Origin of the sequence: Pseudomonas sp. FW300-N2F2 (genome assembly GCF_017351655.1) — a bacterium.
Lineage (GTDB): Bacteria > Pseudomonadota > Gammaproteobacteria > Pseudomonadales > Pseudomonadaceae > Aquipseudomonas > Aquipseudomonas fluorescens_AA.
This window is the reverse complement of record NZ_JACNDQ010000001.1, coordinates 1,342,484-1,357,513: the sequence shown is the minus strand read 5'-3', so window position 1 is coordinate 1,357,513 and position 15,030 is coordinate 1,342,484. Positions and strand designations below refer to the sequence as shown.

The 15,030-nt window shown below is 61.9% G+C and carries 12 protein-coding genes; 5 read left to right on the top strand and 7 right to left on the bottom strand.

The window, feature by feature from the left end:
- Positions 1-97 precede the first annotated feature (97 nt).
- Positions 98-3,046 carry an HD domain-containing phosphohydrolase gene (locus J4E63_RS06210; RefSeq protein WP_207281385.1) on the top strand — a complete coding sequence of 983 codons (2,949 nt, stop codon included), beginning with the start codon at positions 98-100 and terminating at the stop codon, positions 3,044-3,046.
- Here J4E63_RS06210 and J4E63_RS06205 read toward each other — a convergent pair whose 3' ends face one another.
- Together J4E63_RS06205 and J4E63_RS06200 are read right to left on the bottom strand one after the other, a co-directional pair.
- Positions 3,047-3,529 (bottom strand): GAF domain-containing protein, encoded by a 483-nt coding sequence (locus J4E63_RS06205; protein ID WP_207281384.1) that lies wholly within the window; start codon positions 3,527-3,529, stop codon positions 3,047-3,049.
- Complete coding sequence (locus J4E63_RS06200) at positions 3,526-4,416, bottom strand: ATP-binding protein (RefSeq protein ID WP_207281383.1); 891 nt, start codon at positions 4,414-4,416, stop codon at positions 3,526-3,528. The genes J4E63_RS06205 and J4E63_RS06200 overlap by 4 nt, the downstream gene beginning before the upstream one ends.
- Positions 4,417-4,579: 163 nt before the next feature.
- On the opposite strand from J4E63_RS06200, the gene J4E63_RS06195 reads away from it, so the two are divergent.
- The gene (locus J4E63_RS06195; RefSeq protein ID WP_207281382.1) at positions 4,580-6,901 is read left to right on the top strand and encodes a response regulator; all 2,322 of its coding nucleotides are present in this window, start codon (positions 4,580-4,582) and stop codon (positions 6,899-6,901) included.
- Here J4E63_RS06195 and J4E63_RS06190 read toward each other — a convergent pair.
- From J4E63_RS06190 to msrB, 3 genes are all read right to left on the bottom strand, one after another.
- Entirely contained in the window at positions 6,885-7,346 is a 462-nt protein-coding gene (locus J4E63_RS06190) for a MarR family winged helix-turn-helix transcriptional regulator (RefSeq protein ID WP_072408019.1), read from the bottom strand. The genes J4E63_RS06195 and J4E63_RS06190 overlap by 17 nt on opposite strands.
- Positions 7,343-7,828, bottom strand: coding sequence for a glutathione peroxidase (locus tag J4E63_RS06185; protein ID WP_003199416.1), 486 nt, complete (start codon positions 7,826-7,828; stop codon positions 7,343-7,345). The genes J4E63_RS06190 and J4E63_RS06185 overlap by 4 nt, the downstream gene beginning before the upstream one ends.
- Before the next feature lie 142 nt (positions 7,829-7,970).
- Positions 7,971-8,363 (bottom strand): peptide-methionine (R)-S-oxide reductase MsrB, encoded by a 393-nt coding sequence (gene msrB / locus J4E63_RS06180; protein ID WP_207281381.1) that lies wholly within the window; start codon positions 8,361-8,363, stop codon positions 7,971-7,973.
- Positions 8,364-8,584: 221 nt separating this feature from the next.
- Between msrB and J4E63_RS06175 the strand changes: the two genes are divergently transcribed.
- Positions 8,585-9,796 (top strand): pyridoxal phosphate-dependent aminotransferase, encoded by a 1,212-nt coding sequence (locus J4E63_RS06175; protein WP_018603142.1) that lies wholly within the window; start codon positions 8,585-8,587, stop codon positions 9,794-9,796.
- A gap of 302 nt (positions 9,797-10,098) precedes the next feature.
- Positions 10,099-10,986: a protease HtpX gene (gene htpX / locus J4E63_RS06170; protein ID WP_003183732.1), complete on the top strand. Its 888-nt coding sequence runs from the start codon at positions 10,099-10,101 to the stop codon at positions 10,984-10,986.
- A gap of 194 nt (positions 10,987-11,180) precedes the next feature.
- Here htpX and J4E63_RS06165 read toward each other — a convergent pair whose 3' ends face one another.
- Entirely contained in the window at positions 11,181-11,834 is a 654-nt protein-coding gene (locus tag J4E63_RS06165; protein WP_207281380.1) for a thiopurine S-methyltransferase, read from the bottom strand.
- A gap of 103 nt (positions 11,835-11,937) precedes the next feature.
- Here J4E63_RS06165 and J4E63_RS06160 point away from each other — a divergent pair, with 103 nt between their 5' ends.
- Positions 11,938-12,705: a class III extradiol ring-cleavage dioxygenase gene (locus J4E63_RS06160; protein WP_207281379.1), complete on the top strand. Its 768-nt coding sequence runs from the start codon at positions 11,938-11,940 to the stop codon at positions 12,703-12,705.
- Positions 12,706-12,892: 187 nt separating this feature from the next.
- Here the strand turns inward: J4E63_RS06160 and J4E63_RS06155 are convergent, their stop codons facing one another.
- Positions 12,893-14,566, bottom strand: a complete 1,674-nt coding sequence (locus J4E63_RS06155; protein WP_014337279.1) for a DEAD/DEAH box helicase — start codon at positions 14,564-14,566, stop codon at positions 12,893-12,895.
- Between the last annotated feature and the right edge of the window lie 464 nt (positions 14,567-15,030).

Here is a 15,030-nt window from a genome sequence, read left to right as displayed (position 1 = left end):
TTCGCTCAGCAGTGCGTACCTGGGGGGTTCTCGATCGGTTTCCCTTGCACGCGGGAACACCCATCGAGAACACCCCCTGACACTTGGAGTGATTGCAATGCCCAGCGCACCGCGTCCGGACAAACGCCGGTTCCCCCTGCATGTCCACATCAGCGTGATGTTTACCCTGCTTCTCTTGTTGACCGGGGTGGTGCTGGGTATTTTCAACTACCGGCAAACCACGCAAATCATCCTGTCCAGCAGTGAAAAACTGTTCAACCGCATTGAACAGGAGGTGCGCCTGGACCTGTATGACACCTACGAACCCATCCGCCACCTGCTGAGCCTGCTGGCCGACTACCCGGCGACACGTACGCCGCAGATGGCGCAACGCCTGGCCCTGCTCGTGCCCTTCAGCCAGGCATTGCGGGACAACCCGAACCTGGCGTCGTTGTACCTGGGCGATCAGCACGGCAATTTCCTGATGGTCCGGCCATTGCGCACCCCGGCCCTGAAAACCGCCCTGCGGGCCCCCGCCGAGGCGGCCTATCAAGTCTGGACCGTGGAGCGGGCCACCGAGCAAGGCCCGGTCCACTCCCAGTCGCTGTTCTACGACGAGACCCTGACGCTCATCGATCGCCGGGACATGGCCGACGAAACCTACGATCCGCGCAGCCGTGGCTGGTTTCGCAGCGCCGCCGGCAGCGCCGAGCAGATCACCACTGAGCCCTACGTTTTCTTCTCCACGCATAACGTCGGCACTACCCTCGCCCGGCGCAGCGGCGAGCAGGCGGTCATCGGCGCCGACCTGACCCTGGCGGCCCTGTCCCAGACCCTGGCCAAGCACAAGGTGACCACCGGCACCGAGATCGTGTTGCTCGATCCCAAGGGCAACGCGGTGGGTTATCCCGACAGCGACCGGCTGCTCGCCGACGCCCAGTCGGCGCGCCTGATCAAGGCCCGCGACCTCAACCCGGCCATCGCCGCCGTCCTCGACGACAACACTGACACGACCCGCCTGGAAGCGGCCGGACGCCAGTGGATCGTGTCGCGCAGCCACATGCAGGAAGGCGGGCCCCAAGGCCTGGAACTGGCGTTGCTGGTGCCTGAGGACGAGCTGCTGGACCATGCTTATCGCATGCGTTGGCAAGGCGCGCTCATCACCCTGGCCACTCTGCTGCTGTGCCTGCCCCTGGGCTGGCTGACGTCCAGGATCCTGGTCAAGCCCTTGCGCGAACTGGTGCAGGAGGCCGACGCCATTCGCAGCTTTGACTTCAACTACCCGGTGTCCCGCCGCTCCCCGGTGCTGGAGGTCGATCAGTTGAGTGTCTCGATGGCACGCATGAAAGAGACCCTGGCAAGCTTCTTTGAAATCACCGCCAGCCTGCGCGCCGAAACCCGCTTCGCCCCGTTGCTGGAACGGATGTTGTTCGAAACCGTGAAAATCGGCCAGGCCCAGGCCGGCCTGATCTACCTGCGCGAGAACGACGAAAACCGGCTCAAGCCTTATGGGCTGGTGATCGATGGAACCCCCAGGGACCTCGACGCCTTCAAGCTGCGCAGTCATGAGCTACAGGCGGGCGACAGCCCGCAATGGCTCCAGCAACTGGCCGTCTCGGACAATCTCGTGACCTCCCTGGGCTTCGAGCAGGCGGCCGACCTGCAAGGCATCCTGCAGGCACTGGACTCGCCTCGGGTCCACCTGATCGGCATCCGCCTGCGCAATCGCCACCAGGAAACCGTCGGCGTATTGGTGTTGCTGATCACCGACAGCGGCACCGAAGCCGACCTGGAAAAACTCCAGCCCGACCGCATCGCCTTCCTGCAAGCCGTGTCCGGCGCCGCCACCGTGAGCATCGAGGGCCAGCGCCTGCAAGCCAAGCAAAAGCAACTGCTGGACGCCTTCATCCAACTGCTGGCCGGCGCGATCGATGCCAAGAGTCCCTACACCGGCGGCCATTGCCAGCGGGTGCCGGTCCTGACGCTGATGCTCGCCCAGGCCGCCGCTGCCAGCCAGGCCCCGGCGTTCAGCGCCTACCGGCCCACGGAGGATGAATGGGAAGCCCTGCACATCGCCGCCTGGCTGCACGATTGCGGCAAGGTCACCACCCCCGAGTATGTCGTCGACAAAGCCACCAAGCTGGAAACCCTGAACGACCGGATCCACGAGATACGCACCCGTTTCGAAGTACTCAAGCGCGACGCCTGGGTCGACTACTGGCAGGCCGTGGCAAACGGCGGCGAGTCGTCATCCCTGGCACGACAGCGTGATGCGACATTGACGGCACTGGATGACGACTTTGCTTTCGTCGCCCGCTGCAACCTGGGCTCCGAAGCCATGGCCGAGGCCGATCTGCAACGCCTGCAACACATCGCGCAACGCCCGTGGAGCCGGACCCTCGATGATCGCCTGGGGGTTTCCTGGGAAGAAAACCGGCGCCAGGCCCGCACGCCCAAGCCGACACTGCCGGTCACCGAGCCGCTGTTGGCGGACAAGCCCGAACACTTGTTCGAGCGCCACGCGGCCGAGCTGATCCCGGCGGACAACCCGTGGGGCTTCCAGCTCGATGTGCCGGCCTGGAAATACAACCGCGGCGAGCTCTACAACCTGAGCATCACGCGAGGCACGCTGACGCGCGAGGAACGCTACGTCATCAATCATCACATGGTGCAGACGATCCTGATGCTCAGTCAGTTGCCCTTCCCTAGCCACCTGAACAACGTGGCGGAGATCGCCGGCGGTCATCACGAGAAAATGGACGGCAGCGGTTACCCCAAGCGCCTCAAGCGCGAGGAGATGAGCCTGCCGGCACGGATGATGGCGATCGCCGACATTTTCGAAGCACTGACGGCGGCCGACCGCCCCTACAAGAAAGCCAAGACGCTGAGCGAGGCCCTGGGCATCATGGCCACCATGTGCCGTGACGCCCATATCGATCCCGAGCTGTTCTGGCTGTTCATCGAAGAAAAGATCTACCTGAGCTACGCCGAGCAGTTCCTCGCCCCGCGCCAGATCGATGAGGTCGACCCCGACAGCCTGTTGGTCAAGGCCGGGCTGAAGGCATGATCAGCAATCCGTCAGGCGCAGGAATATCGCAGCCAATGCTTCAATGCCAGCTTGATCATGCTCGGTAAAACGCGCCAGTTTCGGACTGTCCAGGTCAAGCACGCCGATCAGGCGCCCGTCCTTGACCAGCGGCACCACCAGTTCACTGTTCGACGCGCTGTCGCAGGCGATGTGTCCGGCGAAAGCATGGACATCTTCGACGCGCTGGGTCTGCCGGGTCGCTGCTGCCGTGCCACACACGCCACGGCCAAAGGGAATCCGCACACAGGCGATCTGGCCCTGGAACGGTCCCAGGACCAGCTCTTCGTTGCGATTGAGGTAGAAACCGGCCCAGTTCAGGTCGTCCAGCTGACTGGACAGGAAGGCCGAGAACTGCGCGGCGTTGGCGATGAAGTCACGCTCATCGGCCAGCAAGGATTCCAACTGTGCCGATAACAAGTCGTAGCCATCGAGGCCATTACCGGTGCCCTTCAAATCGATCATGCCTTGTGCTCCAACAATTTCAGGCCTACCCAATAACGGGCAAACTGATAAGCGCAACGTCCGTTGCGGTTGCCGCGACCGGTTGCCCAGCGCACCGCCAGCACATCCAGCGCTTCGTCGCGCTGCCAGGCCAGCCCGGCCTTGGCCGCCAGTTCACCGATCCAGTGCTCCACGACGTTGAGGAAATGCTCTTGGGTAAACGGATAGAACGACAGCCACAAGCCGAAGCGGTCGGACAAGGCGATCTTGTCCTCCACCGCTTCGCTGGGGTGAAGTTCGCCGTCGACCCGTTTCCAATTCTCGTTGTCGCTCTCCTTTTCCGGCACCAGGTGGCGACGGTTGGAGGTGGCATACAGCAGCACGTTGTCCGGCGCCTGCTCCAAGGAGCCATCCAACACACTCTTGAGCACGCGGTAATCGCCTTCGCCGGACTCGAACGACAAGTCATCGCAGAACAACACAAAGCGCTGCGGCAGTTTCGCAACCTGCTCGACCACCCGGGGCAGATCGGCCAGGTGATCGCGTTCGATCTCGATCAACCGCAGGCCATGCGGGGCATGTTCGGCCAACAGGGCGCGCACCAGGGACGACTTGCCGGTGCCACGCGAGCCCCAGAGCAAGGCATGGTTGGCGGGCATGCCATCGAGGAACTGCCGGGTGTTGCGACCCAGCTGTTCGACCTGGCGATCCACGCCGATCAGGTCCGACAGGCGCATGTCGAGGCTGACGTGCAGCGGCAACAGGTAGCCACTACGGCCATCACGCTGCCAGCGGGCGGCCAGGGTCTGGGTCCAATCGATGGCGGGCCGGGGCGCCGGCAGCAAAGGCTCGATCCGGGCCAGCACGGCATCGGCACGCTCAAGAAAAGCATTCAATCGCGAGTCCACGTCTTTTCCTCGGACAGGTTCACAGTAATGATGGCGCTCCAACAACGAAACGCCTTATCCAATGGCGGGTCTACTTCACACAATACACACCGGCCGCACCGGTATTCAGAGATGATCAGCTATGCTTGACCGGCGAAGGGAAACGTAAGTGGTTCATCACTCAATGGACATCAGATTCACCCAACGGCTTTCCTATAAGCAGGCCCGCCTGACCGTCCTGGTGGGCTTCGTGTTGGGCACCTTGCTCAGCCTGATGCAGATCGGCATCGATTATGCCAGCGAAGACGCGTCGATCAACCGTGAAATCCTGTCGCTGCTGGAAATCAGCCACAACCCGGCCTCGCGCATCGCCTACAACATCGACGCCGAACTCGCCCAGGAACTGGCCATGGGCCTGTTGCGCTCACCGGCCATCATCGGCGCCGAGCTGATCGACAACAACAATACCGTGCTGACCAGCGTCACGCGGCCCGAGCTGCAAAGCAGCTACCGGTTCATCAGCGACTTCCTGTTCGGTGCCCAGCGCCAGTTCGAGGACCGGCTCTACCTGGACCACTTGCCCGGCGAATCCCTGGGCATGCTGCGACTGGACGTCGACACCTATGCGTTCGGCAGTCGTTTCCTGCGCCGCGCCGAGGTCACTTTGCTCAACGGCTTCGCCCGCAGCCTGATCCTGACCGGCCTGCTGCTGGCACTGTTCTACGTGATGCTGACCAAGCCCCTGGTGCGGGTCATCCGCGAATTGAGCAGCCGCGACCCAAGCAGCAACGAACAGAACCGCCTGGAATGCCCTTCCGGCCACCAGTCCGATGAAATCGGCGTGCTGGTGTCCGTCGCCAACCAGCAGTTCGAAAATATCTCCATGGAAATCCAACAGCGGCGCACCGCCGAAAATCGCCTCACCGAGTACCTGGCGCAACTGGAAAACATCGTCTCGGCACGCACCGCCGAACTCAAGGCCATCAACGCCCGCCTCAGCCAGTCCAACGAAGAGCTGGAGGTGGCTCGGCGCACGGCCCTGGATATGGCCGAAGCCCGCTCCGTGTTCCTCGCCAACATGAGCCACGAGATCCGCACGCCGCTCAACGGCCTGCTGGGCATGATCGCCCTGTCCCTGGACGGCCCCCTGACGGCCGAGCAACAGCAGCAGCTCTCGATCGCCCATGACTCGGGCAAGGTCTTGGTCGAGTTGCTCAACGACATCCTCGATCTGTCGAAATTCGACGCCGGGCAACTGGAGCTCGAACGCATCCCGTTCGACCTCGGCGCCCTGGTGGAGGATACCGCCAACCTGCTTTCCCAGAACGCGGCCCCCAGTGTCGAGTTGGCCTGCCTGATCGATCCCCGGTTCCCGGCGCAGGTGCTCGGCGACCCGACCCGGGTGCGCCAGATCGTCAGCAACCTGCTGTCCAACGCACTGAAGTTCACACGCTTCGGCCGGGTCGATGTGAAGTTGAGCCATTACGAAGGCGGCGTGCGAATCGAAGTCTGCGACACCGGTATCGGCATTCCCCAGGAAGCCCAGGCGAGAATCCTGCAGCCGTTTACTCAGGCCGGCGCCGGGATTACCCGTCAGTTTGGCGGCACCGGGTTGGGCCTGGCACTGACCTACAACCTCTGCGAAGCCATGCAGGGCCGATTGACGATCAGCTCCGAAGCCGGCTTCGGCAGTCAGTTCTGCGCAGACCTGCCCCTGCCCTGCCATCTCCCTGCAACGCCGGTCGAACCGTTGCGTGGCAACGTCGTCGCCATCACCGCCAGCAGCAGCGGCCTGGCCGAGTTGCTGGGCATGTTGTTGCCGGGGTGGGGCCTGGATTATGTGCAGCGCTCCATCGATGACGGGCTGCTGGGGCTCAAGCCTGACGTGCTGATCACCGACTGTCCGGAATGCCTGTTCAACCTGCGGCCGACCTTTGACGCACCGATCCTGCTGGTGACCGCCTATGGCAGCTTCATGCCCGGCGAAGAGGCCGCCGCCCTTGCCCCGCTGATACAGCAGGCCCGACCGCTGGCACGCCATGCGCTGTACCAGATTGTGCGGCGCGCCATGCAAAGCGAGGCGACCACCATCAACGACGCACAGATCGAAACCCCGACGCCATCCAAGCGTGGACGGGTGCTGCTGGTGGAGGACAATCCGGTCAACCAACTGGTGGCCAAGGGCATGCTGGTGAAACTGGGCTGCGAGGTCACCGTCGCGGCCCACGGCGTCGAAGCCCTGGATCAACTGGAACAGCGGGCGTTCGACCTGGTGTTGATGGACTGCAACATGCCGGTGATGGACGGTTACGAAGCCAGCCGGCAGATTCGCCGCAGCGGGCGTTGGTCGGACCTGCCGATCGTTGCGCTGACGGCCAACGCGATGCCCGAAGAACGCGAGCGCTGCCGGGCCTCTGGCATGAACGACTACCTGTCCAAGCCGTTCCGCCGCGAAGAGCTGGCAGCCGTGCTGGACCAGTGGGTGCCCACTACGTCAGCGCTTTGATCTGGCCCAGCAGATGATCGAGACCGTCTCGCAACGCGCCCAGGCGGTCCAGATCGACCCCGCTGTCGCATAACAGGCGGGCCTTGAGGGGGCCGACCTGTTCGCGCAAAGCCCGCCCCGCAGCCGACAGGCTCAAGTGGACCTCCCGCTCGTCCCGGGCCGAACGCTGGCGTTGGACCAGGTCCAACTGTTCCAGGCGCTTGAGCAGCGGCGTCAGTGTGCCGGAATCCAACAGCAAACGTTCACCCAGGGCCTTGACCGTCGGTTGTGGCGGAGCCGTGTCCTGCCATTCCCACAACACCAGCATGGCCAGGTATTGCGGATAGGTCAGGCCAAGCTGATCGAGCATCGGCTTGTAGCCACGGATCACCGCACGTGAAGCGGCGTACAGCTTGAAGCACAACTGGCTGTCGAGCTTCAGCGAATCGGCTGACAGGTCATTCATTTGAGCAGCGCTTCGATCTCGCCGGTCAGGTCCTGGGGCTTGGTGGTCGGGGCAAACCGCTTGACCACCTGACCGTCCTTGCCGATCAGGAACTTGGTGAAATTCCATTTGATGCCTTTGGACCCCAGCACGCCGGGGGCACGCTGTTTAAGCTGGACGAACAGCGGATGGGCGTTGGCGCCGTTGACTTCGATTTTCTTGAACAGCGGAAAGCTCACGCCGAAGTTCAGCTCGCAGAACTCGGTGATCGCCCCTTCATTGCCCGGCTCCTGCTTGCCGAACTGATTGCAGGGAAAGCCCAGCACCACCAGGCCCTGGTCCTTGTAGGTCTGCCACAACGCCTCAAGTCCCTTGTATTGCGGGGTGAACCCGCACTGGCTGGCCGTGTTGACCACCAGCACGGCCTTGCCGGCGAAATCGGCGAGGGTCTTTTGCTCACCCTTGATGGTGGTGCACGGGATACTCAGCAGGTTGTCGCTCATGGCAAGGCTCCGGTTAAAGGTTGGATGCTGAAGATAGCGATCAATTAAATTGTGTGCAATTTAATTATAGAGATCATCCCCGCGCGCAATGATAGTGGAGGCATTTATGTGGCGAGGGAGCAAGCTCCCTCGCCACAAGTGCCTAACGAGACACGAGATCCAGGCACACCGAGTTGATGCAGTACCGCAACCCCGTGGGCGGCGGGCCGTCGGGGAAGACGTGGCCCAGGTGGGCATCGCATTTGGCGCAGACCACCTCGGTGCGAATCATGCCGTGGCTGACGTCCCGCACCTCCACCACCGCGCTGCCTTCGATCGGCGCGTAGAAACTCGGCCAGCCACAGCCCGAATCGAATTTGGTCTGCGAATCGAACAACGGCTCGTTGCAGCAGATGCAGTGATATACGCCGTCGGTCTTGGTGGCGTTGTATTTACCGGAGAATGGCCGTTCGGTGCCCTTCAACCGACAGACGTTGTACTGCTCCGGGTCGAGCATGGCGCGCCATTCCTCAAGGGTTTTTTCCAACTTTTCCATCGTCCTACCTCGGCAATTGAAAAAGCCCGATCCGACGCTTTTCCGCAGATCGGGCGGCACGTATGATTGCGCCTCGTCAGACGCCAGTCTGGCAGTCACGTCATGCGCATTCAAACGGATTGTGGCGCCTATACCGCGTCAGGCCTGGGCACAGACGCAGGATTCCCAGTTACGGTAGTTCATACGCCGCCTGGATCGTTCATTTTCGGGAACACATCGCCATGCAGGTCAGCAAATCGAACAAGCTCGCCAACGTCTGCTACGACATTCGCGGCCCGGTGCTCAAGCACGCCAAACGCCTGGAAGAGGAAGGTCATCGCATCCTCAAGCTGAACATCGGCAACCCGGCACCCTTTGGTTTCGAAGCGCCCGATGAAATCCTCCAGGACGTCATCCGCAACCTGCCGACCGCCCAGGGCTACAGCGACTCCAAAGGCCTGTTCAGTGCGCGCAAGGCCGTGATGCAGTATTACCAGCAGAAGCAGGTCGAAGGGATCGGCATCGAGGACATCTACCTGGGCAACGGCGTGTCCGAGCTGATCGTGATGTCCATGCAGGCCCTGCTCAACAACGGTGACGAAGTGCTGGTACCGGCACCGGACTATCCGCTGTGGACCGCCGCAGTGAGCCTGTCCGGCGGCAACCCGGTGCATTACCTGTGCGACGAACAGGCCAACTGGTTTCCCGACCTGGCGGACATCAAGGCCAAGATCACGCCCAATACCAAGGCACTGGTGATCATCAACCCGAACAACCCGACCGGCGCCGTGTACTCCCGGGAAGTGCTGCTGGGCATGCTGGAACTGGCCCGCCAGCACAACCTGGTGGTGTTCTCCGACGAGATCTACGACAAGATCCTCTACGACGACGCCGTGCACGTGTGCACCGCTTCCCTGGCGCCGGACCTGCTGTGCCTGACCTTCAACGGCCTGTCCAAGTCCTATCGGGTCGCCGGTTTCCGCTCCGGCTGGATCGCCATCTCCGGGCCCAAGCACCATGCCCAGAGCTACATCGAAGGCATCGACATGCTGGCCAACATGCGCCTGTGTGCCAACGTGCCGAGCCAGCATGCGATCCAGACGGCGCTGGGCGGCTACCAGAGCATCAACGACCTGGTCCTGCCCCAGGGCCGGCTGCTGGAACAGCGCAATCGCACCTGGGAATTGCTCAACGACATTCCCGGCGTCAGTTGCGTCAAGCCGATGGGCGCGTTGTATGCCTTCCCACGGATCGACCCGAAGGTCTGCCCGATCCATAACGATGAAAAGTTCGTCCTCGACCTGCTGCTGTCCGAGAAGCTGCTGGTGGTCCAGGGTACGGCATTCAACTGGCCATGGCCGGACCACTTCCGCGTCGTGACCCTGCCGCGGGTCGATGACCTCGACCAGGCCATTGGCCGGATCGGCAACTTCCTCAAGTCCTACCGTCAATAAGCCGGGCTGCGTGCGGGGCGTCCTCACCTCGCACGCTGTTTGATTCAGCAACATATCCGTTCCGCCGACTCCGTCGGGCCTTCTACACTGGGAATTGGATGGTCAACATGCATCTGGGCTCAACGTTCACGGGGGGCAGGCAGCGCATTTCTTTTCCCTGGTCACTTTCAGAAAAGTCTTTCAAACATTTAGGACGCCTGTAGGACACAGTTTGAAATAGTCGCCGAGTTGAATAGCCTGCGGCAGCACCTTATATACCCCGCATAACGCTACATCTTTAGCATGAGGAGATTTTCACAACCATGATGCGCATCCTGCTGTTCTTGGCCACTAACCTGGCGGTCGTGCTGATTGCCAGCATCACCCTGAGCCTCTTTGGCTTCAACGGGTTCATGGCGGCCAATGGGGTTGACCTCAACCTCAATCAGCTGCTGATCTTCTGTGCGGTGTTCGGTTTCGCCGGTTCCCTGTTTTCGCTGTTCATCTCCAAGTGGATGGCGAAGATGAGCACCGGTACCCAGATCATCAGCCAGCCGCGCACGCGTCACGAACAATGGCTGCTGCAGACCGTCGAGCAGTTGTCCCGCGAAGCCGGTATCAAGATGCCGGAAGTCGGTATCTTCCCGGCCTACGAGGCCAACGCCTTCGCCACCGGCTGGAACAAGAACGACGCCCTGGTCGCCGTCAGCCAGGGTCTGCTCGAGCGGTTCTCGCCCGATGAAGTCAAGGCCGTACTGGCCCACGAGATCGGCCACGTCGCCAACGGCGACATGGTGACCCTGGCGTTGATCCAGGGCGTGGTGAACACCTTCGTGATGTTCTTCGCCCGGATCATTGGTAATTTCGTCGACAAGGTGATCTTCAAGAACGAAGAAGGCCAGGGTATCGCCTACTACGTGGCGACGATCTTCGCCGAGCTGGTACTGGGCATCCTCGCCAGCGCCATCGTCATGTGGTTCTCGCGCAAACGCGAGTTCCGCGCCGACGACGCCGGTGCACGCCTGGCCGGCACCAGCGCCATGATCGGCGCCCTGCAACGCCTGCGCGCCGAGCAAGGCCTGCCGGTGCACATGCCAGATACCCTGAATGCCTTTGGCATCAACGGTGGCATCAAGCAGGGCCTGGCACGCATGTTCATGAGCCACCCGCCGCTGGAAGAGCGTATCGACGCACTGCGTCGTCGCGGCTAACCGCTAAGCCTTGTAAAAAAGCCCGCAGCAATGCGGGCTTTTTTTATCCGGGGGATCATGGGGTGACTGGACGGGCGCCATCGCGAGCAAGCTCGCTCCCACAGGAATCTTCGGTGGACGCAGACTCTTTATTCACTGCCGATCAACTGTGGGAGCGAGCTTGCTCGCGATGGCGCCAGCATAGACGCACAGCATCAACGACTGGAAATCCGATACACCCGCTCATCCAGCCGTGTCACCCCAGCCTGCAAGAACTTCCAGCTTTCCCCCAGCACATCCTGCTCCTGCAGGATCTCCAGCCGCCAGGCATCCCCCAGCAGCCGCTGCACCTCATCATTTCCCACGGAGAAAGGCGGGCCAGGCATTTCATCCTGGTGGTAATCCAGGGTAATCAACAACCCGACACCGTTGGGCAAGATCCTCTGCAGATGAACCGCATACTGCTCCCGCATCGGCGCCGGCAAGGCGATCAGCGCCGCGCGGTCGTACAATGCCGTGCAATCGGCCACATCCTCCCGGTCCAGGGCAAAGAAATCACCGCAGCGAATCTCGATATCAGCCGCACGAAAGACCTTGAATACGCCCTCCTCGCTTACGCTCGGCTCAAGCTGATGCTCAAGGAAAAAATCGGTTGCGGCTTTTTCCGACAACTCCACGCCCAAAACCGAATATCCCTGATGGGCAAGCCACAGCAGATCCAGGCTTTTGCCACACAACGGCACCAACACTCGACTGCCCCGTTCCAACCCCAGTTGCGGCCAGAAATGCCGCAGGTAGGGGTTCACCTCCGGCAAATGAAAACCGATCTGGTTCGATGACCAGCGCTTGTGCCAAAACTCGGGCTCCATGATTCGCTCCAAAAATTCGATCAAAACGCGCTAAAACTTATATTAGATTTAGATCATAGACCTGACGGAAGATGAGCCCATCTTAACGCTCAGGAGTCCGTTCATGCTGCCCAGCCTGTTTATCTCCCATGGCTCACCGATGCTCGCCCTGGAACCCGGCGCCAGCGGGCCGGCACTGGCTCGCCTGGCCAGTCAGTTGCCCAAGCCCAAGGCCATCGTCATCGTGTCCGCCCACTGGGAAAGCAACGAACTGCTGGTCAGCGCCAATCCGCAGCCGCGCACCTGGCACGACTTCGGCGGCTTTCCACCGGCGCTGTATGAGGTGCAGTACCCCGCGCCTGGCGATCCTCGACTGGCGACGCAAGTAGCGAACATGCTCAACGCCGCGCACCTGCCGGCCCGCCTCGACCCTCAACGGCCGTCCGACCATGGCGTCTGGGTGCCATTGTCGTTGATGTACCCCGAGGCTGACATTCCGGTGGTGCAGGTTTCCCTGCCCAGCCAGCAGGGACCGGCGCTGCAGACACAGGTCGGCCAGGCCCTGGCGAGCCTGCGCCAAGAGGGCGTCTTGCTGATCGGCTCCGGCAGCATCACCCATAACCTGCGCGACCTGGACTGGAACGCCGGCCCTGACAGCATCGAACCCTGGGCCAAGGCCTTTCGCGATTGGATGGTCGAGCAACTGGCGGCCGACGACGAGACCGCGCTGCACGATTACCGTCGCCAAGCCCCCAATGCCGTGCACAGCCACCCCAGCGATGAGCACTTGTTGCCGCTGTATTTTGCCCGGGGTGCCGGTGGGACATTCAGCGTTGCCCATGCAGGGTTCACGATGGGGACGCTGGGGATGGACATTTATCGGTTCGATTGACCGATGGACCGCGTCGCTTCAATCGCGAGCGAGCTCGCTCCCACAGGGTTTTGTGAGCACCGCAAGTCCAATGTGGGAGCGAGCTCGCGATTGGCCTCCACCCTGAAAGCACACCAAACATCAGGCAAAAAAAATCCCCGAACCAGTCGGGGATTTTTCATGTTCGATCAATCAGCCCAAGAGCCGATCAATCCTCGCGATAGCGACGCAGCTTGAGCTGCTTGCCAGCGACGCGGGTGTCTTTCAGCTTGGTCAGCAACTTCTCCAGACCATCTTCCGGCAGCTCGACCAGGCTGAAGCTGTCACGCACCTGGATGCGGCCGATCGCTTCGCGGGCCAAGCCGCCTTCGTTGAGGATGGCACCCAGCAGGTTCTTGGCGGCGATGCCGTCACGGGCACCCAGCGCAGTACGGCAGCGCGCGCGACCTTCGGCCAGCGGGATCGGTGCACGACGCTCGCGATCACCACGGTCCGGACGATCACCGGTGCGCTCGGGACGATCGCCACGCGGTGCGTTGTTCGGCACCAGGGGACGTTCCTTCTCGATCGCAGCCAGGTTCAGCGCCTGGCCATTGGTGGCCTTGCGCAGCAGTGCCGCGGCCAGGGCACGTGGGGTGCAACCGATGTCGGCGGTCAGGCGATCGAGCAGATCACCGTGGGTCGATTCGGCGTCAGCCACCAGGGGCGACAGGCTGTTGGTCAGTTTCTTGATGCGGGCATCGAGAACGGCCTGGGCGTCCGGCAGGCGAACTTCAGCCACCTTCTGGCCAGTCACACGCTCGATCACTTGCAGCATGCGGCGCTCACGTGGAGTGACCAGCAGCAGCGCGCGGCCTTCGCGACCGGCACGGCCGGTACGGCCGATACGGTGAACGTAGGATTCCGGATCGTACGGCATGTCCACGTTGAACACGTGGGTGATGCGCGGAACATCCAGGCCACGGGCAGCGACGTCGGTCGCCACAACGATGTCCAGGCGGCCATCCTTGAGGGAGTCGATCACGCGCTCACGCTGGTTCTGGGCAATGTCACCGTTCAGCGCGGCGGCTTTGTAGCCTTTGGCTTCCAGGGCGCTGGCCAGGTCCAGGGTCGCTTGCTTGGTGCGCACGAACATGATCAGGGCGTCGAAGTCTTCCACTTCCAGCAAGCTGAGAACGGCGGAAGTCTTCTGGTCGGCGTGAACCAGCAGGTGAGCTTGTTCGATCGCGGTGACGGTCTGAGTCTTGGTCTGGATCTTCACGTGTTGCGGATCGCGCAGGTGGCGCTCGGCAATGGCACGGATCGATTGCGGCAGGGTGGCCGAGAACAATACAGTCTGGCGGGTCGCCGGCAGAGCCTTGAAGATGACTTCCAGGTCATCCATGAAGCCCAGCTTGAGCATCTCGTCGGCTTCGTCGAGAACCAGGTGGTTCACGGTAGCCAGGACTTTTTCGTCACGACGCAGGTGGTCGCACAGACGACCCGGAGTGGCGACAACGATCTGCGCGCCATTACGGATAGCTTTCAGTTGTGGGCCCATCGGGGCGCCGCCGTAAACGGCCACAACGGTAACGCCAGGCATTTGCTTGGAGTAGGTTTCGAAAGCGGTGGCTACTTGCAGCGCCAACTCACGGGTTGGCGCCAGGATCAGGGCTTGCGGTTCGCGCTTGGCAGGATCGATGCGATGCAGGATCGGCAGAGCGAACGCAGCGGTTTTACCCGTACCGGTTTGCGCCTGGCCAATCATGTCGTGGCCGGCCATGATGATCGGGATCGATTGCTGCTGAATCGCCGAAGGTTCTTCGTAGCCGGTCGCGGTGACGGCAGCAAGAATGTTCGGGTTGAGATTAAAAGCGGCGAAGCCGCCGGTTTCCTGGGTCATGGGTCTGCCTCTAAGTGCATCCGCAAAGACCCATGCTCCAAAGCTGCGCATGCCGTGTTGAGACTCAAGAGTCGCCCTGGCTGCTTTGTCGGCGGGGATTTGCGAAAACGAATGAATGGAAAAAGAACGTCGTGGAAGCATCCGTTGTGCGGACATGCAACCGAAGCTGACTTCGGAGAATTGCGCTACCTTGACGCGGCCCGGCTAAAGGCCGGCGCGCACTATACCGGAATTTGCCCGAAAAGGGAGCTTTTTTTATTGCCAAACCCCGTTATGGGGCTCGCTGTCAGAAGGCCTTGGGGCAGCCAGCTAAAACGGTTCACCTCCAGACGACTTTGCCCTTGTGGCGAGGGAGCTTGCTCCCGCTCGGCTGCGAAGCAGACGCCTGGGTTGATATCTGAAATCGAAGGGGGCCGCTTCGCGACCCAGCGGGAGCAAGCTCCCTCGCCACAGGGGAACTCACT

Bases quoted from the DNA above. Each gene is read 5' to 3' on its own strand.
- J4E63_RS06210 (WP_207281385.1), top strand. From the start codon at position 98: ATGCCCAGCGCACCGCGTCCGGACAAACGCCGGTTCCCCCTGCATGTC.
- J4E63_RS06205 (WP_207281384.1), bottom strand. From the start codon at position 3,529: ATGATCGATTTGAAGGGCACCGGTAATGGCCTCGATGGCTACGACTTG.
- J4E63_RS06195 (WP_207281382.1), top strand. From the start codon at position 4,580: ATGGACATCAGATTCACCCAACGGCTTTCCTATAAGCAGGCCCGCCTG.
- J4E63_RS06190 (WP_072408019.1), bottom strand. From the start codon at position 7,346: ATGAATGACCTGTCAGCCGATTCGCTGAAGCTCGACAGCCAGTTGTGC.
- J4E63_RS06185 (WP_003199416.1), bottom strand. From the start codon at position 7,828: ATGAGCGACAACCTGCTGAGTATCCCGTGCACCACCATCAAGGGTGAG.
- msrB (WP_207281381.1), bottom strand. From the start codon at position 8,363: ATGGAAAAGTTGGAAAAAACCCTTGAGGAATGGCGCGCCATGCTCGAC.
- J4E63_RS06175 (WP_018603142.1), top strand. From the start codon at position 8,585: ATGCAGGTCAGCAAATCGAACAAGCTCGCCAACGTCTGCTACGACATT.
- htpX (WP_003183732.1), top strand. From the start codon at position 10,099: ATGATGCGCATCCTGCTGTTCTTGGCCACTAACCTGGCGGTCGTGCTG.
- J4E63_RS06165 (WP_207281380.1), bottom strand. From the start codon at position 11,834: ATGGAGCCCGAGTTTTGGCACAAGCGCTGGTCATCGAACCAGATCGGT.
- J4E63_RS06160 (WP_207281379.1), top strand. From the start codon at position 11,938: ATGCTGCCCAGCCTGTTTATCTCCCATGGCTCACCGATGCTCGCCCTG.
- J4E63_RS06155 (WP_014337279.1), bottom strand. From the start codon at position 14,566: ATGACCCAGGAAACCGGCGGCTTCGCCGCTTTTAATCTCAACCCGAAC.